This is a genomic window from Kaistella chaponensis (assembly GCF_900156725.1).
GTDB lineage: Bacteria > Bacteroidota > Bacteroidia > Flavobacteriales > Weeksellaceae > Kaistella > Kaistella chaponensis.
The window spans coordinates 62,217-86,645 of the sequence record NZ_FTOI01000011.1 but is presented as its reverse complement, the minus strand read 5'-3'; the positions used below and the strand labels follow the sequence as shown (position 1 = coordinate 86,645).

The 24,429-nt window shown below is 35.4% G+C and carries 20 protein-coding genes and 1 tRNA gene; 16 read left to right on the top strand and 5 right to left on the bottom strand.

Annotated elements, in window-relative coordinates:
• The 13 genes from BW932_RS11470 to fsa all read left to right on the top strand — a co-directional run bounded on the left by BW932_RS11470 (window position 1) and on the right by fsa (window position 12,122).
• Window positions 1-363, top strand: a complete 363-nt coding sequence (locus tag BW932_RS11470) for a response regulator transcription factor (RefSeq protein WP_076387678.1) — start codon at window positions 1-3, stop codon at window positions 361-363.
• A gap of 117 nt (window positions 364-480) precedes the next feature.
• Window positions 481-2,382, top strand: coding sequence for an AMP-binding protein (locus tag BW932_RS11465; RefSeq protein ID WP_076387676.1), 1,902 nt, complete (start codon window positions 481-483; stop codon window positions 2,380-2,382).
• Between the two features lie 172 nt (window positions 2,383-2,554).
• Window positions 2,555-4,462 carry an acetate--CoA ligase gene (gene acs / locus BW932_RS11460; RefSeq protein WP_076387674.1) on the top strand — a complete coding sequence of 636 codons (1,908 nt, stop codon included), beginning with the start codon at window positions 2,555-2,557 and terminating at the stop codon, window positions 4,460-4,462.
• A gap of 177 nt (window positions 4,463-4,639) precedes the next feature.
• Window positions 4,640-4,978, top strand: a complete 339-nt coding sequence (locus BW932_RS11455) for a type II toxin-antitoxin system RelE/ParE family toxin (protein ID WP_076387672.1) — start codon at window positions 4,640-4,642, stop codon at window positions 4,976-4,978.
• 2 nt (window positions 4,979-4,980) lie between these two features.
• Complete coding sequence (locus BW932_RS11450) at window positions 4,981-5,304, top strand: helix-turn-helix domain-containing protein (RefSeq protein WP_076387670.1); 324 nt, start codon at window positions 4,981-4,983, stop codon at window positions 5,302-5,304.
• 64 nt (window positions 5,305-5,368) lie between these two features.
• Window positions 5,369-6,508: an NAD(P)/FAD-dependent oxidoreductase gene (locus BW932_RS11445; protein WP_076387668.1), complete on the top strand. Its 1,140-nt coding sequence runs from the start codon at window positions 5,369-5,371 to the stop codon at window positions 6,506-6,508.
• Window positions 6,508-7,218: a methyltransferase domain-containing protein gene (locus BW932_RS11440; protein WP_076387666.1), complete on the top strand. Its 711-nt coding sequence runs from the start codon at window positions 6,508-6,510 to the stop codon at window positions 7,216-7,218. The genes BW932_RS11445 and BW932_RS11440 overlap by 1 nt, the downstream gene beginning before the upstream one ends.
• Before the next feature lie 203 nt (window positions 7,219-7,421).
• Window positions 7,422-8,474, top strand: coding sequence for a type III polyketide synthase (locus tag BW932_RS11435; RefSeq protein WP_076387664.1), 1,053 nt, complete (start codon window positions 7,422-7,424; stop codon window positions 8,472-8,474).
• Complete coding sequence (locus BW932_RS11430) at window positions 8,468-9,265, top strand: SDR family oxidoreductase (RefSeq protein WP_076387662.1); 798 nt, start codon at window positions 8,468-8,470, stop codon at window positions 9,263-9,265. The genes BW932_RS11435 and BW932_RS11430 overlap by 7 nt, the downstream gene beginning before the upstream one ends.
• Entirely contained in the window at window positions 9,265-9,693 is a 429-nt protein-coding gene (locus BW932_RS11425) for a 3-hydroxyacyl-ACP dehydratase FabZ family protein (protein WP_076387660.1), read from the top strand. Before BW932_RS11430 ends, BW932_RS11425 begins: the two co-directional genes overlap by 1 nt.
• A 151-nt stretch (window positions 9,694-9,844) precedes the next feature.
• On the top strand, window positions 9,845-11,119 hold the full coding sequence (locus BW932_RS11420; protein ID WP_076387658.1) for a beta-ketoacyl-[acyl-carrier-protein] synthase family protein: 1,275 nt from the start codon (window positions 9,845-9,847) through the stop codon (window positions 11,117-11,119).
• Window positions 11,120-11,137: 18 nt separating this feature from the next.
• Entirely contained in the window at window positions 11,138-11,392 is a 255-nt protein-coding gene (locus tag BW932_RS11415) for an acyl carrier protein (protein ID WP_076387656.1), read from the top strand.
• Window positions 11,393-11,468: 76 nt separating this feature from the next.
• Window positions 11,469-12,122: a fructose-6-phosphate aldolase gene (fsa, locus tag BW932_RS11410; RefSeq protein ID WP_076387654.1), complete on the top strand. Its 654-nt coding sequence runs from the start codon at window positions 11,469-11,471 to the stop codon at window positions 12,120-12,122.
• Between the two features lie 67 nt (window positions 12,123-12,189).
• Here fsa and BW932_RS11405 read toward each other — a convergent pair whose 3' ends face one another.
• Complete coding sequence (locus BW932_RS11405) at window positions 12,190-13,611, bottom strand: T9SS type A sorting domain-containing protein (protein WP_076387652.1); 1,422 nt, start codon at window positions 13,609-13,611, stop codon at window positions 12,190-12,192.
• A gap of 198 nt (window positions 13,612-13,809) precedes the next feature.
• On the opposite strand from BW932_RS11405, the gene BW932_RS11400 reads away from it, so the two are divergent.
• Genes BW932_RS11400 through BW932_RS11390 form a run of 3 tightly spaced genes read left to right on the top strand, consistent with a single transcriptional unit; the run spans window position 13,810 to window position 15,333 of the window.
• Entirely contained in the window at window positions 13,810-14,442 is a 633-nt protein-coding gene (locus tag BW932_RS11400) for an NAD(P)H-dependent oxidoreductase (protein WP_076387650.1), read from the top strand.
• A gap of 31 nt (window positions 14,443-14,473) precedes the next feature.
• Complete coding sequence (locus tag BW932_RS11395; protein WP_076387648.1) at window positions 14,474-14,914, top strand: MarR family winged helix-turn-helix transcriptional regulator; 441 nt, start codon at window positions 14,474-14,476, stop codon at window positions 14,912-14,914.
• On the top strand, window positions 14,911-15,333 hold the full coding sequence (locus BW932_RS11390; protein ID WP_076387646.1) for an organic hydroperoxide resistance protein: 423 nt from the start codon (window positions 14,911-14,913) through the stop codon (window positions 15,331-15,333). Before BW932_RS11395 ends, BW932_RS11390 begins: the two co-directional genes overlap by 4 nt.
• A gap of 198 nt (window positions 15,334-15,531) precedes the next feature.
• Here BW932_RS11390 and BW932_RS11385 read toward each other — a convergent pair.
• From BW932_RS11385 to BW932_RS11370, 4 genes are all read right to left on the bottom strand, one after another.
• A tRNA-Arg gene (locus BW932_RS11385) sits at window positions 15,532-15,605 on the bottom strand.
• Window positions 15,606-15,615: 10 nt separating this feature from the next.
• Complete coding sequence (locus tag BW932_RS11380; protein WP_076387644.1) at window positions 15,616-17,391, bottom strand: porin family protein; 1,776 nt, start codon at window positions 17,389-17,391, stop codon at window positions 15,616-15,618.
• A 100-nt stretch (window positions 17,392-17,491) separates the two neighbouring features.
• The gene (locus BW932_RS11375) at window positions 17,492-20,455 is read right to left on the bottom strand and encodes a tetratricopeptide repeat protein (RefSeq protein WP_076387642.1); all 2,964 of its coding nucleotides are present in this window, start codon (window positions 20,453-20,455) and stop codon (window positions 17,492-17,494) included.
• Between the two features lie 324 nt (window positions 20,456-20,779).
• Window positions 20,780-24,337, bottom strand: coding sequence for a T9SS type B sorting domain-containing protein (locus BW932_RS11370; protein WP_076387640.1), 3,558 nt, complete (start codon window positions 24,335-24,337; stop codon window positions 20,780-20,782).
• Window positions 24,338-24,429 lie beyond the last annotated feature (92 nt).

Below are 24,429 nucleotides of genomic sequence, written 5' to 3'. Positions count from 1 at the left end.
ATGAAAAAAATAGTAATTGCCGACGATGAACACAAGATCATCATGACTTTGGAGTATGCTTTTAAGAAAGCCGGTTACGAAGTTTTTATTGCACGCGACGGTTCTGAAGTTTTAGAATTGTTGAAAACAGAAATCCCCGATATGATTTTATTGGATATCATGATGCCCAATATTGATGGTTATACCACACTTGCAGAAATAAAAAAAGATAAAAATTTAGACAAAACCAAGGTGATTTTCCTCTCTGCAAAAACCGGAGAAGCTGATGTAAAAAAAGGTCTGGAACTCGGTGCAGACGATTACATTACCAAACCCTACTCGATTAAAAAACTGACGGAAAGGGTTGAAGAATTATTAAAATAGGCAGAAAATCGAAGTCTGAAGTCTGAAGATTAAAAATAGAATCTAAAATTTAGAGAAATGCAGTCCTCGGATTTCGGTCTTCAGACTTTAAAACCTTAAAAATTAAAATAAATCATCATGAATGCAAATCAAATGTTTACAGAAAGTATCTCTGAAAAAGAAAAATTCTGGACAGAACAGGCAGAAAATATCGAATGGTTTAAAAAGCCAACCAAAATTTTAACCGATGATGGAACTAATTACCCAACCTGGTTTGAAGACGGAGAATTAAACACCTGTTTTCTTGCAGTTGATAAACATGTGAACGATGGATTTGGGGAGCAAACTGCAATTATTTACGATTCTCCGGTCACGAACAGAATCATCAAATATACGTACAGTCAGGTTTTAGAGCATGTTTCTAAATTAGCGGGTGGACTGAAAAAATTAGGCTTAGAAAAAGGAGACACCGCAATTATTTACATGCCCATGATTCCGGAATCTGTATTTGCAATGCTCGCTTGTGCAAGATTAGGCGTTACACATTCCGTTGTTTTTGGCGGATTTGCTCCACAAGAATTGGCGATCAGAATTGATGACTGCAATCCAAAAGCGATTATTACCGCAAGTTCCGGAATGGAAGTTTCGCGCAGAATTCCTTATTTGCCTTTTGTGAAAGAAGCGATTTCAATGGCTGAACATCAACCACAACATATCATTGCTTTTGATAGAAAATTATTAGGAAACCGCGTTGATTTTAAAAATGATCCTTCATTGACGGATTTTGAAAAATTAATGACTGAATCTGAACCCACCGATTGCGTTCCTTTACAATCCACGCATCCGTTGTATATTCTCTACACTTCCGGAACGACGGGAAAACCGAAAGGTGTTGTTCGTGATAATGGTGGTCATGCAGTTGCTATGAAATTTTCAATAAAAAATATTTACGGCGCAAAAGAAGGCGAAACTTTCTGGGCAGCTTCCGATATTGGTTGGGCAGTTGGACACAGTTATTCCGTTTATGGCCCATTAATTAACAGAAACACGACCATTCTTTTTGAAGGAAAACCGATTGGAACTCCGGACGCCGGAACTTTTTGGCGCGTCATTGAAGAACATAAAGTAGCGATCATGTTTACCGCTCCAACTGCGATCAGAGCCATTAAAAAAGAAGATCCAGACGGAAAATTTGTAAAAAAATACGATCTATCATCATTGAGAACCCAATTTTTGGCAGGAGAAAGATGTGATGTTGCGACATTGGATTGGTACGATGAATTTGTGGGAGTTCCTGCCATTGATCATTGGTGGCAAACGGAATCAGGTTGGCCAATGTTGGGTTTAATGCCCGGAATTGAAGACGTAAAAATAAAAAGAGCTTCTGCTGGAAAACCAATTCCAGGATATGATATTAAAATTTTCAGCGAAGAAGGCTATGAATTGGAAGCGCATCATGAAGGTTATTTGGTCATCAAACTTCCTTTAGCTCCAGGTGCGATGATGGGAATTTGGGGCGATCCGGAACGCTTTAAACTTGGATATTTATCCAGATTTCCTGGCTATTATTTTTCGGGAGACGGCGCTATTAAAGATGAAGACGGTTATGTTTTCGTGACCGGAAGAGTTGATGATGTGATCAATGTTGCAGGTCACCGACTTTCCACCTCAGAAATGGAAGAAGTTGTGGCGGCTCATAAAGAAGTTGCCGAATGTTGCGTGGTTGGAATTGATGATGATCTGAAAGGACAGGTTCCGTTTGCAATCGCAGTTTTAAAATCTGGTTCTTCTATTGATGAAAAAGCTTTGGAAAAAGAACTTGTCCTCTTAATTCGGGATAAAATTGGAGCCGTCGCGAGTATGAAAAATGCTTTGGTCGTCAATCGTTTACCAAAAACACGTTCCGGAAAAATTTTGAGAAAACTCATCAGAACCATGTTGGATGGAAAAGAGTATCAAATGCCTTCAACAATTGATGATGAAAGCATTGTGGAAGAATTACAGGTAAAAATGGATGAATACAAAAAGAAGTATCTGTAAATTTAAAAAAAATTGATAAAAAACCGGGTCGTAACTAGCCCTGATTGCAACGGAAATCCTGGCATTGCGTGCGAAAAATTTCAACGGATTGCTTCTTTTCTCGCAATGACAGATTGCAGTGGAAAGCAGGTTCCCGGCTCCTAAAAAATAAGAAAACTAAAAATAAAAGAATATGAAAAATTACGTGATAGACGATTTACCAGATTATTTTAAACAGTACAAAAAATCGATCAAAAACCCGAAAAAATTCTGGGACAAAGTTGCCGATGAGAATTTCGTGTGGTATCAACGCTGGAATAAAGTCGTAAAGTATGACATGGAAAATGCCAAAATTGAATGGTTCAAAAACGCCAAACTCAACATTACAAAAAATTGCATCGATCGGCATCTGAATGAACGTGGCGATAAAACAGCCATTATTTTTGAGCCCAATGATCCAAAAGAACCTGCGCAACATATTTCTTACACCGAACTTCGGGACCGCGTTTGCAAAACCGCCAATGTACTTCGGGATTTGGGTGTAGAAAAAGGCGACCGCGTTTGTATTTATTTGCCAATGATCCCAGAATTAGCAGTGACCATGTTGGCTTGTGCAAGATTGGGTGCGGTTCATTCCGTTATTTTTGCAGGATTTTCTGCACAGGCAGTAGAATCGAGAGTGAATGATTGCGGCGCGAAAATGATTGTCTGTTCCGATGGAAGTTTCCGCGGCACAAAATCCATCGATTTAAAAGGAATCATCGATGAAGCCGTAGAAAAATGTCCCACCGTAGAAAAAGTTTTGGTCGTAAAAAGAACGGGAAGCGAAGTGAAAATGAAAGAAGGACGCGACCTTTGGATGGAACCTCTTTACGAAAAAGCGCCGTCTGATTTTATTTCTGTGATCATGGATGCGGAAGATCCGTTGTTTATTTTATACACTTCTGGATCTACAGGAAAACCAAAAGGAATGTTGCATACCACTGCAGGTTACATGGTTTATACTGCATACACATTCAAAAATGTGTTCAATTATAAAGAAAATGATATTTATTGGTGTACCGCAGATATTGGTTGGATTACAGGACATTCCTATATTTTATATGGACCACTTGCAAATGGCGCGACGACCGTAATTTTTGAAGGAGTTCCAACTTATCCGGAACCGGATCGTTTTTGGGAAGTTATTGATAAACATAAAATCACTCAATTTTACACGGCTCCAACTGCCATTCGTTCTTTGGCAAAAGAATCTTACGAATGGGTAGAAAAACATGATTTATCGAGTTTAAGAGTGATTGGTTCTGTTGGTGAACCGATCAATGATGAAGCGTGGCATTGGTATAATGATCATGTTGGTAAGAAAAAATGCCCAATTGTTGATACATGGTGGCAAACTGAAACCGGCGGAATTTTAATTTCCCCTTTACCATTTATCACACCTACAAAACCAACGTACGCAACTTTGCCTTTGCCGGGAATTCAGCCTGTTTTGATGGATGATAAACGCAATGAAATTTCGGGTAATCAAGTCGATGGAAATTTATGCATCCGTTTTCCGTGGCCGGGAATTGCACGCACAATTTGGGGCGATCATCAAAGGTATAAAGAAACGTATTTCACGGCATTTCCAGGAAAATATTTCACTGGTGATGGTGCTTTGAGAGATGAAGTTGGGTATTACAGAATTACAGGTCGAGTTGATGACGTAATCATCGTTTCTGGACATAATTTGGGAACTGCACCGATTGAAGACAGCATCAATTTACATCCAGCTGTTGCAGAATCTGCGATTGTTGGTTATCCGCACGATGTGAAAGGAAGTGCATTGTATGGATATGTCATTTTAAAAGATACCGGTGAAGAACGCGATAAAGATAATTTGAGAAAAGAAATTAACAATGTAATTTCAGATACGATCGGACCCATTGCAAAACTGGATAAAATTCAGTTTGTTTCTGCATTACCAAAAACGCGTTCCGGAAAAATCATGCGCCGTATTTTGCGTAAAATTGCGGAAGGTGATTTTGCGAATTTCGGGGATACTTCTACCCTTTTGAACCCGGAAATTGTGGAGGAGATTAAGAATGAGAAGATTTAAGATTGTTGGATGATGGATGTCTGATGATGGATGTTTAAAATCTACAATAAATTATAGAACCTTGCGGAAACGTGAGGTTTTTTTGTTTGAAGTCTGAATTTCATACTAAATAAAATGAAAATAAATTTAGTTCACTTCAAATTATATGTATCTTTGTATGGAAACATTTAGGGTTTGATGAAAAAATTTGAAGTTTTGTTTTTGACGGAAGCAAGAGAATTTTTATTAGAAATGGATGAAAAGTCTAGAAATAAAGTCATTTTTAATATTGATAAAGCTAAAATTACAAATGATAATAATTTGTTTAAAAAACTAAAAGGAGAAATTTGGGAATTCAGAACATTGTACAATAACACCCACTGCAGATTATTTGCATTTTGGGATAAAGAAGAGAAGCGTGAAACTTTGGTTTTAACAACACATGGAATTATTAAAAAGACGGGCAAAACACCTGAAAAGGACATTGAAAAAGCAAAGCAAATAAGATTAAAATATTTTGAACAGAAAAATAGATAATAATGGCAACTAAAGTAAAAGATTTAGAAATATTCACTTTTGACCAAATAAAAGATGAATTTATAGGTGAAATCGGTTCGACAAAAAGAATAAAATATGAGCAAGAATTACAATTGGATGTTTTAGGAGACATGATAAAAACCGTTCGCTTAGAGCGAAATTTAACGCAAGAAGAATTAGGTAAATTAATAGGAGTGCAACGTGCTCAAATTTCAAAACTTGAAAACAACAATTCTAATTTTACGGTAGAAACTATTTTAAAAGTATTTGGAGCGATGAAAGCAAAAGTTAATTTTAATGTTGAATTGATGACAAATTCGCAGTAAAATATTTCAAATCTTACAATAATTTTATTTTTAAATCTGATTATAATAATCGAATCAAATTAATTTGAAAAATCATCCTTTAAACACCCAAATCTTAATTATCGGCGGCGGTTTAGCCGGCTTAACAAGCGCGATTCACCTCACGAAAATGGGATGTAAAGTGATTGTTATCGAAAAAAATTCCTATCCAAAACACAAAGTCTGCGGCGAATATATTTCCAATGAAGTTCTTCCCTATTTCGCTTGGCTGCAGATTCATATCGAAGAATTAAAACCAACTCACATCAAAAATCTGCAATTTTCTTCCGAGTCTGGACGAACAATTGAAACGCCACTTCCGCTCGGTGGTTTTGGGATCAGTCGATTTACTTTAGATGAATTTCTATACCAAAAAGCACTTTCCCAAAACTGCGAAATTTTAGAAGATCAGGTCAATGAAGTCATTTTTAAAGATGATTTTTTTGAAGTTCATTTAGGTTCTGGAAAAACATTGACCTCGAAAGTCGTTTTGGGTGGATTTGGAAAGCGTTCCAATTTAGATGTGAAAATGAAGCGAAATTTTATTGAGAAAAAATCGCCGTGGTTGGGTGTAAAGTCCCATTATAAAGGTGAGTTTGATGAAAAAGTTGTAGGACTTCATAATTTTAAAGGCGGTTATTGTGGTGTTTCAAAAGTGGAAAATAATTTGCTCAACATCTGTTATTTAACCAATTTTAAATCGTTCAAAAAATATAAAAATATTGAAGAATTCCAGGAAAAAGTGGTTTCTCAAAGTCCTCATTTAAAAAATATTCTGCAAAATTCTACTTCTGTTTTTGAAAAACCTTTAACCATCAGTCAAATTTGTTTTAAGAAAAAAAAGAATATTGAAAACCATATTTTAATGATGGGCGACACCGCCGGATTAATTCATCCTTTGTGCGGAAACGGAATGGCAATGGCGATTCACAGTGCAAAATTGGCTTCAGAACAAGCCATAGAATTTTTAACTGGAAAAATTTCACGACCTGAAATGGAAAAGAACTATTCTTTAAACTGGAACAAAAATTTCAAGAAAAGATTATGGTATGGCCGAATTTTGGGTAGTATCCTGGAACATTCAAAACTTTCAGAAACTTTGACGACCTTAATTACCTATGTTCCATTTCTTCTACCTTTAATTATTAGAAAAACCCATGGTAAGGAAATTACCATCAAAAAATAATGGCTTTAGACACTACTTACAGAACAGATTTGGAAGAATCGATGGATGACTTTTCCATGGATAATGCAGGTTTGGTTACCGCTTTAGACGACATTGCCCGAATTAATCAATTGCTCGGTGGAAATGCTGTGACTTTAGATGGCGTGAAAACTTTAATTAAAGATTTTCCTAAAGATCAAGTCATCACCATCATCGATTTCGGTTGTGGAAGCGGCGACATGTTGAGAATGCTTTCGAAATATGGGAAAGACAACCACTTAAATTTTAAATTGATCGGAATTGATGCCAATGAAGCCACAATTCGTCACGCAGAAAAATGCTCCACCAATTTTGAAAACATTTCTTACTTAGCCGAAGATATCTTTTTGTACGATTTTTCAAAATTGAGTATTGACATCGCCCTAATTACGCTTACTTTACATCACTTTAAAAATGACGAAATCATAAAAATAATGAAAGTTATTTTTAATTTAGTCAAAAAAGGAATCGTGGTCAATGATTTGCAAAGAAGTAAATTGGCTTACCGACTTTTTCAAGCAATTATCTTTATCTTTAGGTTAGAAAAAATGACCGCAAATGATGGTTTAATTTCCATTTTACGGGGTTTCAAAAGAGAAGATCTGGAGAAATTTTCAAAAGATTTAGGGTTAAAAAAATACAGTATCAAATGGAAATGGGCGTTTCGCTACCAATGGATTATAAGAAAATAAATTAAAAAGTTTTTTTAAAGCCTTGTAAAAGTTTGAAACACAAAGTCACAAAGATTTGTTTGGTTAAAAGTGAGATAAAAAAGTTAGTTTACAAAGAAGAAAAATCTAAGTATTTTTTATTTTGTGAACTTTTCTGAAGCAATTTGTCAAGTATTTCTTTGTGACTTTGTGGTTGAAAAAATGTGGTTAAATATAAATAATTAATGAGTGTAAAAGTAGTTTCAGTTGCCAAACAACTGCCAAAATATTCCCGAAAAACTGAAGAAGTTTTACCGTTTTTAGACCAATGGTTGGTCAACCATGATGATCGGTTTCGACGAAAAGTAAAGAAAATTTTCGAAGGTGCCGCAGTAGATGAGCGCTATTCGATCATGGATCCGATGGAAGTTTTTACCGTGACGTCTTTCGAAGAAAAAAATAACATTTATGCGCGCGAAGTCGTGATTTTAGGGGAACAGGTTCTACAAAAAGCGCTTGAAAAAGCCAAGTGGGACGGACAAAGTTTAGACTATATCATCACCATAAGTTGCACCGGAATTATGATTCCTTCTTTGGATGCCTATTTAATTAATAAATTAAATCTTCGTCAGGATATCGTTCGGCTTCCGGTTACAGAAATGGGTTGTGCAGCGGGAGTTTCGGGGATGATTTATGCTAAAAAATTCCTGGAAGCGAATCCAAATAAAAGAGCAGCCGTGATTGCGGTAGAAGCACCAACTGCAACTTTTCAATTGGAAGATTTTTCCATGGCAAATATTGTAAGTGCCGCGATTTTTGGTGATGGCGCAAGTTGTGCACTTTTAAGTTCGTACGAAGAAGATTTAGGTCCAAAAATCATTGCCGAAGAAATGTACCATTTTTATAACAATGAACACATGATGGGTTTTCAACTCACCAATTCTGGTTTAAAAATGATTCTCGATATCGAAGTTCCCGATACGATTGGCGCACATTTTCCTGAAATCGTGCATCCCTTTTTAGCCAAACAACATTTAAAAATTGACGATGTTGATCATTTGATTTTTCATCCGGGCGGAAAAAAAATCGTTCAGATGGTGGAAGGTTTATTTTCGGAATTGGGCAAAAATATTGATACGACGAAAGAAATTTTACGGTTATACGGAAACATGTCGAGCGCAACGGTTTTATATGTTTTGGAAGATATTATTAATAAAAATCCGCAGGAAGGCGAAATTGGTTTAATGCTCAGTTTCGGACCAGGATTTTCTGCGCAAAGAGTTTTATTGCAATGGTAAGAAAATTTGAAAATACAAATTATTGGACTTTAATTCTGGGCGGAAGTTCAGGTTTAGGTTTGGCTTCAGCTAAAAAATTAGCGAGCGAAGGAATGAATATTTGTATTATTCACCGCAGTTCCCGTGCAGAAATGGAAACCATTAATCAAGAATTCTCATTTCTTAAAAATGAAAACATTCAGTTTTTAAGTTTGAATAAAGACGCTTTAAATATTCAACATCAACAGGATATTGTATCGGAATTAAAAACCGCTTTAGGAGCAGACGGAAAGATTCGATGTCTTTTGCACAGTATCGCCAAAGGAAATTTAAAACCAATGATCGGAAATGAAAGTGCAAGTCTTTCAACTGATGATTTCTCCATTACGCTTCAAGCGATGGCAATTAGTTTATACAACTGGACGAAATTGATTTTTGATGAAAATATCTTTGCAAAAGACGCGAGAATTTTGGCTTTTACCAGTGAAGGAAGCACTAAACCGATCAATCATTACGGCGCAGTTTCTGCTGCAAAAGCTGCTTTAGAAGCCATTTCCAGAAATATTGCTTTAGAATTTGCACCATTCGGGTTACGTTCCAACTGTATTCAAGCCGGAGTTACCGATACAAGATCTTTGCAAATGATTCCGGGAAGTGAAGAAATTAAAGAATATACGAAAAAGAGAAATCCTTTCAAAAGATTAACCATGCCAGAAGATGTGGCAAATGTGGTCAGTTTATTGTGTCAAGATGAAGCTTCGTGGATCAATGGTTGTGTAATTCCCGTCGATGGTGGGGAACATTTAAGTTAATGAATACATCAGAAATTTTAGCGAAACTCCCCTATTCTCCACCATTTTTATTTGTGGATGATTTGGTGAGCGTGGATGAAAATGGCGCAACAGGAAATTTTACTTTTAAAGAAGATTTAGATTTTTACAAAGGTCATTTTAAAAATAATCCAGTTACACCCGGCGTTATTTTAACAGAAACCATGGCTCAAATTGGACTGGTTTGTTTAGGAATTTTTCTGGTAGGAAAAGATTTAAATGAAAACAGTCAAATCGGTTTAACTTCAACTGAAATTGAATATTTAAAACCCGTTTTTCCGGGCGAAAAAGTCACGGTGATTTCAGAGAAAATTTATTTTCGGTTTAATAAATTAAAATCCAAAGTGAAGATGTTGAACGAAAAATCCGAAATCGTCTGTGAAGGAACAATCGCTGGAATTATCATGTAGTATGAATTGCATTTTACAAAATAAAATTGAAAAATATCGCACACAGATTGCACAGATTCAGGAAGTTTAAATAATCTGTGAAAATCCGTGTAATCTGTGCGAGAAATACTAATTCGTCTGAGAAATTGCAATAAAATTGAGTGCAAAAATTATGAAAGAAAGAAGAGTTGTCATCACCGGTTTAGGCGTAGTTGCTCCAAATGGAATTGGTTTGCAAAATTTCCGATCTGCCTTGAAAGAAGGTCGCTCCGGAATTCGGTTTGACCAGCAATTAGCCGACTTACAATTCTCTTGTCAGGTTTCTGGAACGCCGCCCATTGATAAAGAAAACTTACACGAATATTTTACCGATTTAGAACTTCGAAATTTTAATTCGACCGGAATAATGTACGGCGTTATCGCGGGTTTAGACGCTTGGAAAGATGCCGGTTTAGAAATTCCAGCAGATGAAAATCCAGATTGGGATTCCGGAACGATCTTCGGAGCAGGAACTTCGGGAATTGAAAAATTTCGGGAAAGTATTTATAAAATTGACGCCCTTCAAACTCGAAGATTAGGAAGCACTGCAGTTTCACAAACGATGAACAGCGGAATTAGCGCTTACTTAGGTGGAAAATTAGGTTTAGGAAATCAGGTGACTACGAATTCTTCGGCATGTACAACCGGAACAGAAAGTATTTTAATGGCTTTTGATCGAATTAAATCCGGAAAAGCAAAACGCATTTTAGCCGGAAGTACAAGCGATTCTGGTCCCTATATTTGGGCAGGTTTTGATGCGATAAAAGTGTGCAATTTTAAGTCAAATGAAAATCCGAAAAAAGCTTCTCGTCCGATGAGTGCTTCTGCAGCGGGTTTTGTTCCAGGAAGCGGAGCTGGAGCTTTGGTCATTGAAGATTTAGAGTCGGCTTTAGCAAGAAATGCGAAAATCTATTGTGAAATTCTGGGTGGAAATATCAATAGTGGCGGTCAACGTGGCGGTGGAAGTATGACTGCTCCCAATTCAACAGCCGTAGAAAAATGTGTGAAAGACGCTCTTAAAGATTCTGGAATTGAAGCAAAAGACATCGATTATATCAGCGGACATTTAACCGCAACATCCAAAGATGCAACAGAAATTCAAAATTTGTCGACGGCTTTAAACCGCTCTGGAAAAAATTTCCCTTCTATTAATTCTTTGAAAGCGTTGACTGGACATTGTCTTTCCGCAGCGGCGAGTATTGAATGTGTGGCAACTGTTCTACAACTTTCTGAAAATTTCATTGCGCCAAATATCAATTGTGAAGATTTGAATGAAGAAATTTCTGCAATGATCGATGCCGATTGTATTCCGCTTAACCTTTTAGAAAAAGAAATCAATATTGCGGCGAAAGTAAGTTTTGGCTTTGGCGACGTGAATGGTTGTGTTATCTTTAAAAAATATTCTTAACAAAAATTAAATCAAAATATGAACAAGGACGAATCGATTCAGAAACTAAAAAAAATTGTAAAACCTTACGTGAAAAATGAGGAAGCTTTAGAAAACATTAATGAAAATACAGATTTCATCAATGATTTAAACATCAATTCTGCCAACTTAGTCGATGTGATTTTGGATGTGGAAGAAGTTTTTGATATCGAAATCGATGCAGACTCCATGGAAAAAATGCGCGATGTACAATCAGCTTTAATGGTGATTGAAGAAAAGCTTGCTGCAAAATAATTATTCTCTATTTTTAAATAGAATTCATTTCCCTATTGCATCCGAAAATCTTACCTTTGCACAAACAAAAAGTACTATGAAATTTTTTATCGACACCGCTAATCTGGCGCAAATTAAAGAAGCACAAGATTTAGGAATTTTAGATGGAGTTACCACCAATCCATCATTGATGGCCAAAGAAGGAATCAGTGGGAAAGAAGCAATTTTGAACCATTACAAAACCATTTGCGAAATTGTTGACGGAGATATTTCTGCCGAAGTTTTGAGCACCACTTATGAAGAAATGATCAAAGAAGGTGACGAATTAGCAGCAATTCACCCAAATATCGTTGTGAAAATTCCAATGATTAAAGACGGAATTAAAGCGTTAAAATATTTTTCAAATAAAGGAATCAAAACCAACTGTACTTTGATTTTCTCCGCCGGACAAGCTTTATTGGCAGCAAAAGCAGGAGCAAATTATGTTTCTCCTTTCTTAGGAAGATTAGATGATATTTCTGTGGACGGAATGAATTTAATTGAAGAAATCAGAATTATTTTTGATAATTATATGTTCGATACCGAAATTTTGGCAGCATCAATTCGTTCGCCAATGCACATTATCAACTGTGCGAAAATTGGTGCAGATGTAATTACTTCGCCTTTGGATTCTATTTTAAATCTATTGAATCACCCTTTAACTGATAAAGGTTTAGCGCAGTTTGTTGCTGATGCAAAAAAATTAAGTTAAAAAGAGTTTCTCTTTTAAAAATAGCAAAACCGTCTGTATTTTCAGGCGGTTTTTTTTGTGGAAAATCTTAATTCTTCATTAATTTTTTAGAAACTATTTCTCCAGATTTCAAACGTATCTTTAAGATGTAAATTCCTTTCGGAAGATTTGTAATATTGATGTTTTTAAAGTTTTTGGATTGTAAAATTTTTCGTCCATCTGTACTATAAATTTCAAAATTCTCGGCAAGTTCTCCATTTTTAATATTCAAAATATCTTTCACTGGATTTTGAATTTCGACATTTTTTAGCTGATTATTTGACGTGGAAAGATTATTATTTTGAAAAAGAAATTTTTCTATTTTTACCCGGTTAAGAAGGTTGTTTTCATCTTGAACGATAGAATTCACCAAAATATAAGTTGGTTTCACTTCGATTTCTTGTCCAGATTGAAGTGCGAAATCTCGGTTTCCATTTATTTTTAAAGAAGTTCCAGTGGATGAATACGCAATCAAAGATTTTTGCTGATCTTTTTGTTTCAAAACAAAAAATTGTTGCTCTGAAAAACCAACATCTAAAAACTGCTCGTAATCTGCAGAAGTTACAAAACCATTTTCATTGAAATTAGAATCAATATGCTCATCTTTCATCACAATTAATCGGGAAAAATCGGGAAGCGGATAATTGTTATATTCAAACACCGAATAAACCAAACCACTATGCGTCATTTTCGATGATCGATTATTTTTATTCTGCAACGGTAATCCATTTAAATAATGACAGGAATGATGATTCAAGTTAAGAATGGTATTTGTTTCCAAAGAATGTAAATCATAAAAGGAAAAAATCGAAGAGGAAAGCGAATTGATATCGCAAGTTGCAATCTTGCCATTATCAGCCTGTCCTAAAGGGAAATGATAGGGATAATTAATTTCTCCATTGTTCCCAAAACTTGGGTCTAATTGTCCATCAATTGTAAATTTCTTGGCATTGGAACTATTAGAATTAGTAACCATCAAGCTTTGATCTGCAAGAACCAAAACACTTAATGATTGTGGATTCGTACTTTCCGTAATCTCATTTAAAACGCCATTATCTCCAAAAGTAGCATCTAACGTTCCATTTTGATGATACCTTAGAATTTTAGAATCTTCAAATGGATTATTTACAACGTTTTTTGGCCCGAAATAGACCAAAATTTTATCGCCTTGCAGCACTGCATTAAAAAAATTGTTCACTTCAAATTCTAGTTTTCCATTATTTGCAAAATTAGAATCAAGAGTTCCGTTTGGTTTTAGTTTAAAAATATAATCATTATCAGTGGTATTGATCAAGTATAGAATCGATTGATCTTTCAATACGATCAAATGGCTATTTAAAACGATTTGGTTCGTATTAAATGATGTAATAAATCCTCCTTCATTGCCAAATGAAGAATCTTTCGTCATGGTAATTTGGGAAAAAATCTGAATACTGCATAGCGTAATCAGAAAAAAGGTAAATTTTTTCATGTCATTTGTGTTGCACCAAATTTAAAAATTAAATAGGGTTTTTTTATGGGTTAAAACACCCTTTTTATAGAAGAATTACAAACATCATTTTTCAACTTCATCTTGAATGAAATAAAAAAAATCATTAATTAAATTGTGCGCAATATAATTGTTTACTATCTTTGCACTTTAAATATAACAACAATCAAAAAAAATAATATGTCATTAATCGAAGATTTAAAATGGAGACACGCTGTAAAAGCGTATGATTCCTCAAAAAAAGTATCACAAGAAGACCTTAATTTAATTTTAGAAGCGGCAAGATTAGCGCCTACTTCATCGGGATTACAACCGTTTCGTGTAATTGTAGTAGAAAATCAGGAGCTCAAAGAAAAAATGGTTCAAGGCGCACTCAACCCAGAAGTAATGAGAGATAGTTCTCACGTGCTTGTTTTTGCCGCATGGAACAGTTATTCTGATGAAAAAATCGACAAAGTGTACGATCATCACACCGATGTAAGAGATTTACCACGTGGAAGATTCGGAAGTTATACCGATCAAATTAAAAAAATGTACAACAGTCAAACCACAGATGAGCATTTCGCTCATACTGCCCGTCAAACTTATATTGCACTCGGTTTAGCAATGGCTCAAGCGGCGGAATTAAAAATTGACAGTACTCCTGCAGAAGGTTTCAGCAATGAAGTAGTGGACGAAATGCTAGATTTGAAAGAACTCGGTTTAAAAAGTGTTACGCTACTCTACCTTGGTTACAGAGATGAGGAGAAAGATTATTTGGCGCACATGAAAAAGGTGAGAATTCCGATGGAAGAATTTATCATCAAAAAATAAAAGAACGTATAATTCTTCCAAATTTGAACACATGGAAAATCAAGAAACCCCGAAATTAGGAAATCAATTGTGCTTTCCATTTTATGTGATTGCGAAAGAAATTACAGGAATGTATCGTCCCTATTTGGAGGAATTAAACATTACTTATTCCCAATATTTAGTAATGATGGTGCTTTGGGAATTTGAGCGATTAACCGTGAATCAAATCGGCGAAAAACTATATTTAGACAGCGGAACATTGACTCCCTTATTAAAAAGACTTGAAGCCAAATCTTATATTGTTCGTCATCGAAAAAAAGAAGATGAACGTGTTGTAGAAGTATTTTTAACAGAGGAAGGAAATCAACTGCAAAAAAAAGCGTGTATTATTCCCGGGAAAATGCAGGATAAACTCAACTTATCAGAAGATGATCTTGTAGCACTAAAAGAAACAATCAACAAATTATTAATAAAAATAGAAAGTAAAAAATGAAAACATTATATACAACAAACGTAACTGCAAAAGGTGGCCGCGACGGACACGTTAAAAGTGAAAACGGAATTTTAGAATTGGATGTTAGAACTCCAAAAGCTTTAGGCGGCGCAAGTGACGATTTTGCCAATCCTGAAATGCTTTTCGCGGCAGGATATTCAGCATGTTTCGACAGCGCTTTGAATTTGGTCATCAGAAAATCTAAGATTGAAACTGGGGAAACTACGGTAAATGCGAAAGTGAGTATTGGCCAAATTGAAAATGGTGGATTTGGTTTAGCGGTAGAATTAGATGTAAATATTCCCGGCGTTTCACAAGAAGAAGCGCAATCGCTCATTGAAAAGGCACATCAGGTTTGTCCTTACTCCAATGCAACAAGAAACAATATTGAAGTGAAGTTGGCCGTGACTACTATTTAATTCAAATTAGTAAAAAACACCGTATTATATAAAGAAGATTGAGTGAAGAACTTGATTTACTCGAAATGCAAACGACAAAACCACCACCGGTTTTGTCGTTTTGTTTGTTCCCTATTTCAAAAAATGACAAGGCCGAAATAAGTGCCATTTTCTACCAATAAAAAAAGGATAAAAAATTAATTTTATCCTTTTTTTGTGTGACCACGAAGGGATTCGAACCCCTAACCCTCAGAGCCGAAATCTGATATTCTATCCAGTTGAACTACGCAGCCATTTTTTTAATTAAAAAGAAATTTTCACTCCTCCCAAAATCTGTGCTCCCAAAACTTTATAACCTTTGTAAGTTTGATACTTGGTATTAAGTACATTGTTTCCGAGTGCAAAAATACTGAAATTTTTGTGAACTTTGTACTCCGCAGACAAATTTAAATCAGCAAATCCACCAACTTTATCATTTTTATTTTCAGAGGTGACCAAAATGTTCGGATTTATACCAACATTACTCACCTCAAATGAATTTGTAGTCTGATCCGTCGCAAAAATCGCCTTCGCTCCCAAATTCAGTTTTTTGTCCAACATCGCATATTTTCCACCCAAACTTACTTTTACCAAGGGCTTGTTGAAAATATTTTCGTAGTTATCCAGATTATATTTCTCAAATTTCAATTCTGCATTCAGCGCTAAATTTGCCAATGGAAAGTATTGCACACTCGCTTTCGCTTCACTTACCGTACCGTTATCGTAAACTGCCGAAAAAGTATTGGCATAATCAAAAGCCGGACGGTTGTAATCAACATTATTATTAAACAAATCATTTGCTTTGAAAAAGAGGAGATCATTCATTTTCCCGAATCCTGCACTGAAATCATATTTGATGTTCTGATCGATATCGCCTCGCAAACCAAAGTAGAATTTATATTTGGTTTCTGTGGCACGCAATTCTTGATCCGAAACCAAGTATGGATTCTCTTCCAGCAAATCTGCGTAAGAATTGAGTTTTAAACCTCCGTTAATTCCAGCATAAAACTTGAATTCATCGGCTGCAGCAAACTGTAATTCTGCATTTGGAAACCAATAGGTTTTGCTGTTTTTTTCTTCGCCTGCCAAAATTAAACTTGAATTTTTAGCATTTAAAAATGAAAAGTCAGAACCAATCATTAAATAAGATTTTCCTTTAAAGAACGTTATTTTCGGTGCTAAAGTCGCATTCACATACTGTGAAGAATTTTTATCGAGTACATCAAAATCCGTTTTTACAGTTTCTAAATTCAAACCCAAATCTGCATTGAAGTTTACTTCATCCATTTTTGGGAGCGCTACTCCATGCTTCGATAAATTCACCAATATTTCTGCCTGATTTTCCTTCGCCCCAAAATGATCGCTCAAAAAAGATGATTTCACCCGCACATCATTTAAAATATCATTGGAATAAAAATCATAATACCCATTCACTTTGATCCGATTCGTTTTCTGCTTCAAATCGATATCTGAGGAAGTCGGATTTAAGGCATAAATTCCGTAATAATTGTAATCATTCAATCCATAATCAGCATTCATACTGAACTTTCCTTTTTCTCCGTAAGAATTAACATATAAACCAACATTCCCAGAATTCTGTTGAGAATTCCAGTCGTAAACCTTTTTTAAACCTTGAGTGGAAAGAAAATGAACGTCACCTCCTACTTCCATACCGCTTTCTAATTTGGTAGAAATGTTTCCATCTGCCAAAATTTTTCCGTAATTCCCCATTCCAATTTGGAAATAATTATTTTGGTATTCACCATCGAATTTCGGTGATATATCTTCGCCTTGTATTACTGAAGTTTTAAAATCTGAAGATGCTGGAACATTGGTTATCTCGTAGCTCGGTGGATTCGCAGATTTTTCTTGTGGCGGATAATTTTTCTCCGCTTCAATAGAGGTTTTTTTCTTTTCTATTTTTTTCACTTCCGGTTCGCGTTTTCGGTCCAAAATCAATTTCTCGTCTTTGATCTGCGAAAATGCAATCTGTGAAAATCCTAAAAATAACAGGGATAATATTTGAAATCTTTTGTTCATTTTTTAAAATTGTATGGTTGTACAATGTATAAAGTACAAGGTAAATGGTTGGTCGGTTTAAAAATGTACATTTTACTTTGTACAGCCGACATTTTACAAATTATTTTTTGATCTGCTTTTTTAAATCTTTCGCTTCTGCAACAATTTCTGGGAAATCACTGTAGTTGCTGATAATCTGATCTGCGGTGTAACTCGCTTGATAATTGTCTTTCAAACCGATATAGTTTTTAACCATTAAGACCAAAGATTTTGCACCCCAAAATTCTTCGGAAGCGTAATTATTGGCAAGTTTGAAAATCGTTTCGTTCGATGATTTAAAGGCTTTTCCTTTGTTTTGATAAAAAGCTTTTGCATATAACGCTTCTGCCGCAACTTCGGTATTCGTAGATTTTTCTAAAGCTGCATACGCTGTTTTGGCATCGTTATCTTTTCCGTTGCTCATCAAACTTCTGGCTTTAATTACTTTTGCCAGTTCATTGACTGAAGCCGAATTTTTTGGATTTTGCAACACTAAATCAGACAGCGATTCTGCTTTTTTGAAATCCTTTTCATCAGAATAAATTTTCATCAATTCTACATTGGCAAAATTTTTCACATTGATATTGGCAGAATTAGATAGAGACACCAAATATTTCTTGGCTTCATTGGTATTATTCTGTGCTAAATAAATTTGTGCAATTCTGGTTTGTGCATCTTCCTGATAATCGTTTTGAACCTGCGCAACTTCCTGTAAAACCAATAAAGCCTTCGTAGGATTTTGCGTTTGGAAATAACTTTCACCCAATTCATATTGCGCTTGATACAATCCTTCACCGGTCGGATTCTGAGTCAGATATTTTTCAAAAAGCGGAATGGCTCTGTTGTAATCTTTACTGGCATAAAAGGATTTCGCGGAGTTCAAGTTGATTTCATCAATTTCTGAGGCATCAATTCGTACACCCAAACTTTGGGCAAAACTTTGATATCCTGTAATATCATTATTTTTAATAAAAACAGGACGTGCTGCCTGAACAATTTTACTTGCGAATGCCGTGTTTTTATATTGATTTCCTAGAGATTTCAATTCCGAAAGTGCTTTTGCATCTTCATTTTGATCGATATAGTTTTGCGCCCGATAAATTTGAGAATTGGCGACTAAATCTTTATCAGAACTGTTTTTAATGACTTTAGAAAAATATTCATTGGCATTTGTGAAATCATCATTTGCCGCATAAGCAGTCCCGATTTCAAACTGTGCATCATCGATATATTCGGAATTTTTATACTGCGTTAGTAATTTCTTCAACACCGTGATTTTCGCTACCGTATCTCCTTTAAATCCTAAAGCCATGGCTTTTTGGAACATCGTATAATCATCGGCATTTTCTGTTTTTTCGTAAATGGCGATCGCCTCATTCAAATCATTATTTGCATAATACGTATCGGCTAATCGAAGCTCTGCATCATTTTTAAATGCCGGTTGTGGATCTTTTAAATAGGCCGTGAAATATTGTTTTGCTTTATCAAATTTCTTTGATTTAAAATACGCGTAACCCAAATCATAATTCAACTGTTGCTTCTCCGGAAAAATTTCCTTTTGCAATTTCTCAAAACGGACAATCGCAGAAGGATAATTTTCTTTCTGATAATAAGTTTGCGCCAACCAATAAGTGGCTCTCGAATTAAATTCCTGGTTACTATTAAATTCTAAACTTCGAAGAAAATATTTTTCGGCTCCATCTAAATTCCCTTTATTAAACTCTTCCGTTCCCAATAAATAAGAAACTTCCTGATCAATTTTATCTGTTTCCGGTGTAGAATTGGGCATTTTATCAAGGGCCGCTAAAGTTCCTTTGTAATCACCAGAATACAAATAAGATTTCACTAAAAGCGATTTCATTTCCTTTGTTTCTGGACTATTTGGATAGTTTGAAATATAACTTTGAATGACTGTAGACGCAGATTCGAACGGATTTCCCAGCTCATAACTTAACTTCGCATATTGCAAATGTGCAAGCTGCTGAACTTTAGGATCGTAAGTCATTTGGTAAGCGGACCGAAATGCCGAAAGCGCTTCTTGCTTTTTACCAACTTCAAAATAAGCATTTCCCAGCTGATAATAGGCATTCTGTGAAGTGGCAGAATTGCTATTGATCAACTGGTTGTAATAAGAAACCGCTTCATCATATTTTTTCAGATGAGCCGATACAAATCCCATTTCGTACAGATCACTTTCAGATGGCGTTCCTTTACTTTCCAAATAAATTTTCAAATGCGGATACGCCGAACTGTAATCGCCTTTCATGAAATAACTTTCGCCAATCATCTTGTGAACTTCCGCTTTATAATCGGCAGAAATATTTTCGTTGAGCAGCGCATTTCCTTCTACAATGGCTTTATCATAATCTTTATCATTAAAATACAACTGCACATAGTAAGGTTTTACCACGCGCGCATATTTTTCGTTCTCTTTAATCTGATCAAAAAAAGTAAAAGCTTTCTCGTTTTGACCATCTGCATAATACAGATGTCCCAACATGTACGCAATATCGTTTTTATCGGAACCTTCTGTAGTTTTGTAGGCTTCTTCTAATGCTTCGATCGCTCCTTGAGAATCACCGGTCATGAATTTTGCATAACCGAGTTTCATGATATACTGCGTGTTTTCTTCTTTTGAAAGTTGATACTGATTCACATTTTTCAACATTTCCAAAGCTTTATCAAAATCTTTTTGAGCCAGATAAAAATCAGCCAAAGGTAAATTCGCCTGCGCGAAATAAGCTGAGTTTGGATGTTCCTTAATAAAAGCATCTAAACCTTTTTCCGCATTATTTTTACGCAAAATAACGCCAATCACATTATCGAAAAACTGAGTCGCTTCTTTTTTAGAATTGGACAGATTTTCGTTGTAGAAATATTGTCGCGCATATTCAAACTGAGACGCGTTGTATATTTTATTTTGGTAAAGATTTTCTGCGAGATTGAAGCGGTAATTTTCACGGTCGCTAAAATATTGAGATTGTTGAGCCTCGGATAAACCGAAATAGAAAATCGCCGTTGCGATGAAGATTTTTTTTGAATTCATGAATTCCTGATTTTCGGAAGGTTTTAGAATTAATGAAGAATTCAGGAATTAAATTCCCCGAATAATTTCCACATTTAATCAACGAAAATAAAGAAAACTTATTGCCTACACAACTTTATTTGATGGTTGTGGAAATGTGGATAACTATCTATTTCTTTGAAAATGAAAAAGATGAATTTCTATAATTTTCGATAAAAAGTGATAAAATCCTTCGCTTTGAACTTTTCTATGCTGCAGAAATTAAATCGGATTTCCATCTATTTTTCAGGACTCTAATTCATCTTTTCAGCAGTAGATTTTATTTGCATAAAAATCTTAATCGGCTTAATTTCTATTTTTTACCAAAATCCAACCTTGTCGTTGTTCGGTTTTTTGCGTTACTGCATCGTACCACGAAATGATGTACCAATAAGCAGCAGTCGGTAAAGTTCTGCCATTTTGTTTTCCATCCCATTCCGTTTTATTTGGATCGGTAGACTCGAAAACTTTCGTTCCGTTTCGGTCAACGATTACCATCGAAACTTGCTCCATTTTATTTAAATTTTCTACATTCCAAACATCATTAATTCCGTCGGAATTTGGTGTAAAAGCATTATTAATCTTGATAAAATAAATGGTTTTCGGTGGACCGAAACATCCTGTCGCAGATTCGACCTGGATGACATAAGATCGGTCCGTTGGATTATTCAAAATATTTGACGATTGCGGAACGCCATTAAAATAATACCGATAAGGTTTTACGCCTCCACTGGCAATGACTTCGATCGAATTATTGGTTAGATTGATGACTTCAATTTTAGGTTGATTCTCATCAGAAACAATAAAATTATGGGTGTAACTACAACCGCTCAAATTTGTCAATACGACCGAATAATTCCCAGGTTTACTTATACTTATCGTTTGATTTGTTTCACCTGTACTCCATTTCCACCCGGTATTTTCTGAACCTGCATCAATCGGGATAGTTTCATTGTAACAAATAAAATATTTAGGTAATAATGTAGAAGATTTACTTGGCGTATTCACTTTCAAATGAATTTTTGCGGAAGAGGAACAAAATCCGGGAAGCGTAATCCTCACGTAAATCGTTTGTGCAAAAGCCGTTTCATTCGTATAATTTAACGAAACTGACTGGGTATAAGTTGCATCTTTAAAATACTCAAAAACCGCATTTGGATCATTGGTAAAAATTGCTTTTTTAGAATCTAAATTAAAAACAGTTTTTCCGTCAAAATCAGTATCGCAAAGTGTATAATCGGTTTCGGTATTCAATAATGACGAATTTCCACCTTTTACAAAAGTGACCGACTGCACATCGGAAATGCATCCTGTGAGATTATCTTTAATAAAAAACTGGATCGTTTTCGGTAATACACTTACATCAAAACTATTGGGAAGTGCATTTCCACTCGCATCAACAAAGGAATACTGAGACGGATTTGAAATGACAGAATTCTGAAAATTTTGGAGCGAATACACTTTTTCTTCGCAGATTAATATTTGATTAGAACTTGCTGCAGGTTTGGGAATATAATTGAGCGTAATAGGAATCGTATCATCGCAGGTGGAGTTATAAATCAGTTTAATATATGGATTCAAACCAAAAGCATTGGCGTCGTAATTCAGGATCTGACTTGGAGTTAAAAGCGTTCCAGTCGTAGAATAATATTCTAAATTTACAGTGATCGGACTTTGCGCATCGGTTAGATTTACTGAATTTTGAGTCAAATTAAAGTGAGTATTTCCCTGACAATTTTTTTTGGTGATCGCAGTGATGAGCAATTTAGGTTTTAGATACACCAAAAGCGTAATCGAGGGATGATCAGGTGAAACACAACCCGTTAAGTTACTGACAACTCTGATATATAAAGTAGTGTAATTGAGGCCGCTTCTAAAATTATACGGAACTGGATTAATTCCATCAGCTGCGTTTTGCAAAGTATTATGGAAAGTTACCGTCACATTAGGATCGGGATTAATCTGAGGAATCAATGAGGCCAAATCAAAAGTTTGTGTGGCACTTGCACATTGCGGCGCCAATGGCGTTGTAGGCGTATTTGCAATTATTTTTGCATCTTCAGTAAAGACCAGTGTAGAAGTCGTATTGCAAGTACCGTTTGCTCCATTTTTCGGAGAAATTTTCACCCAAACTTTTGGATATTGCATGACATCAATTATTGAATTTAAAGCGAAATTGATTCCATCTACCGAATATTGATAATCAAAAATCGCAAAATTGGCACCTGCAAGATCGGTTAGATATTTAGAAATATCTACAGACGTTTCTCCAAAACAATATTTTTTGGCCAAATTATTAATTGCAGTGGGAACGGAATCAAAACGGATCGTAAAATTTTGGTTGATGGAACATCCAGATGTGGGATCATTCGCATTTACGGTCAATGTTTTTACTGAATTTGAGGACATGACGAAATTCGCAGGATCAGGAATAAGAGTTGCTCCATCCATGAAATTCAGCGTATAATTGGAACCTTGCGGATAATAGGTGTACAAATTAATAATCTTTGAAGGTGCTCCCATTTGATCACAATAGTTGAGTGTGATATTGTTTGCATTAAATGGGGGAATTGTAGAATTTAAATTAACCGCGAAAGGATCAGAATCTACAGAACAAACAGGCGCCGTTTTTCGGGAAGTTTGCACCAAATAATTTCCCGTTTGGGTAGCGTAGTAAGAATTTGCGGTACCGAGAACAGTGGGATTTCCTACGCGAAACCATTTGAAATTTAGATCAGGATCATTGGCAACCGTCATTGTAACGCCACTTACGCAGCCACTTCCACCACTCGTCGTAATAACAGGTTTCGCAATTTTTTTGAACGTTACTTGATCAGAAACTGCATTTCCGATTTGCGCGCCACTTGGATCATGATAGGTTACTTCCACCTTTAAAATATCGCCATCATTGGGTGCAAATGCAGATAAAGAATTTGATGTTTCACCTAATAAAGTTGAATTTTGAAACCATTTAAATTGCGGCGTTAAATTTTGATTTGGAGAAAAAACCCATGCAACACCTTCTGTTTTCCAGGGTCCGTTGTTATAATTGTACGCGGCATTGCTATGTACCGGAACTTTAAATTTAGAAGCATCATCATTTTGAATTCCTAAAATCGCATTGTAGGTATCTTCTAGTTTGTTATTGACGTAAATAATAATTTTGCCATTTTCTAGGAGCAAAATACTACTGTTGTAAGTAACACTCGAAAATCCACCTACTCCATTGCTTCGGATCTGATTCTGGTAAGAAACCAAAAGTGCATTAACCCCTCCTACAATAATGTTTTTGTATAAATAAGTAACACTACCTTGTGAGGATTTCGGAATTAAATCGGTATAACCAAAAAAGATTTGAGCCAAATTGAGTTCCTGCGTTGGATTATTTTTAAAAACCTTGTTGTAATCTTTGGAAGGCAGTGCAGAATAGGAATTATATCCCGTGATTCCGCTGAAAGTTCGGTCTTTGTAAGTAGTGATATCTTTCAAATTATCAAGCTCTGCATCATTGGTAAAAACCAATCTTCCATTGCTTCCCGCAACTACTTTGGAATAATTTTTTCCATAAAAACTGAAATTAAAACCGATGGGAAAAGCCGTGCTGAATTTATCTGTTCCTGTGGCGGGAAAACTAATTGCTGTTCCACCTGCAGTAAGCGGAAAATTCGATGGTAAATCTTTGGTCATTGCATAATCACCTGTCGAAGTGGCGACTGCATCTACTTTTAAATTAAATGTTTCACCGCTACAAAAGTAAAGCTGTGCAGGATAAGAAATGTTATCTGCCGGATTGAAAAGATTTACTGTTTGCGAATTACCCAACAGAAAAGTAAAAAGAAAAAGTAACACATAGAAATTCCTCATCCCCTAAAAATTTTAACAAATTTAAGCCATTATTTATAACCCATTTTTCACCTGTTTTAGTATTTAAAATTTAAAAAAAACAATTTTCTGAA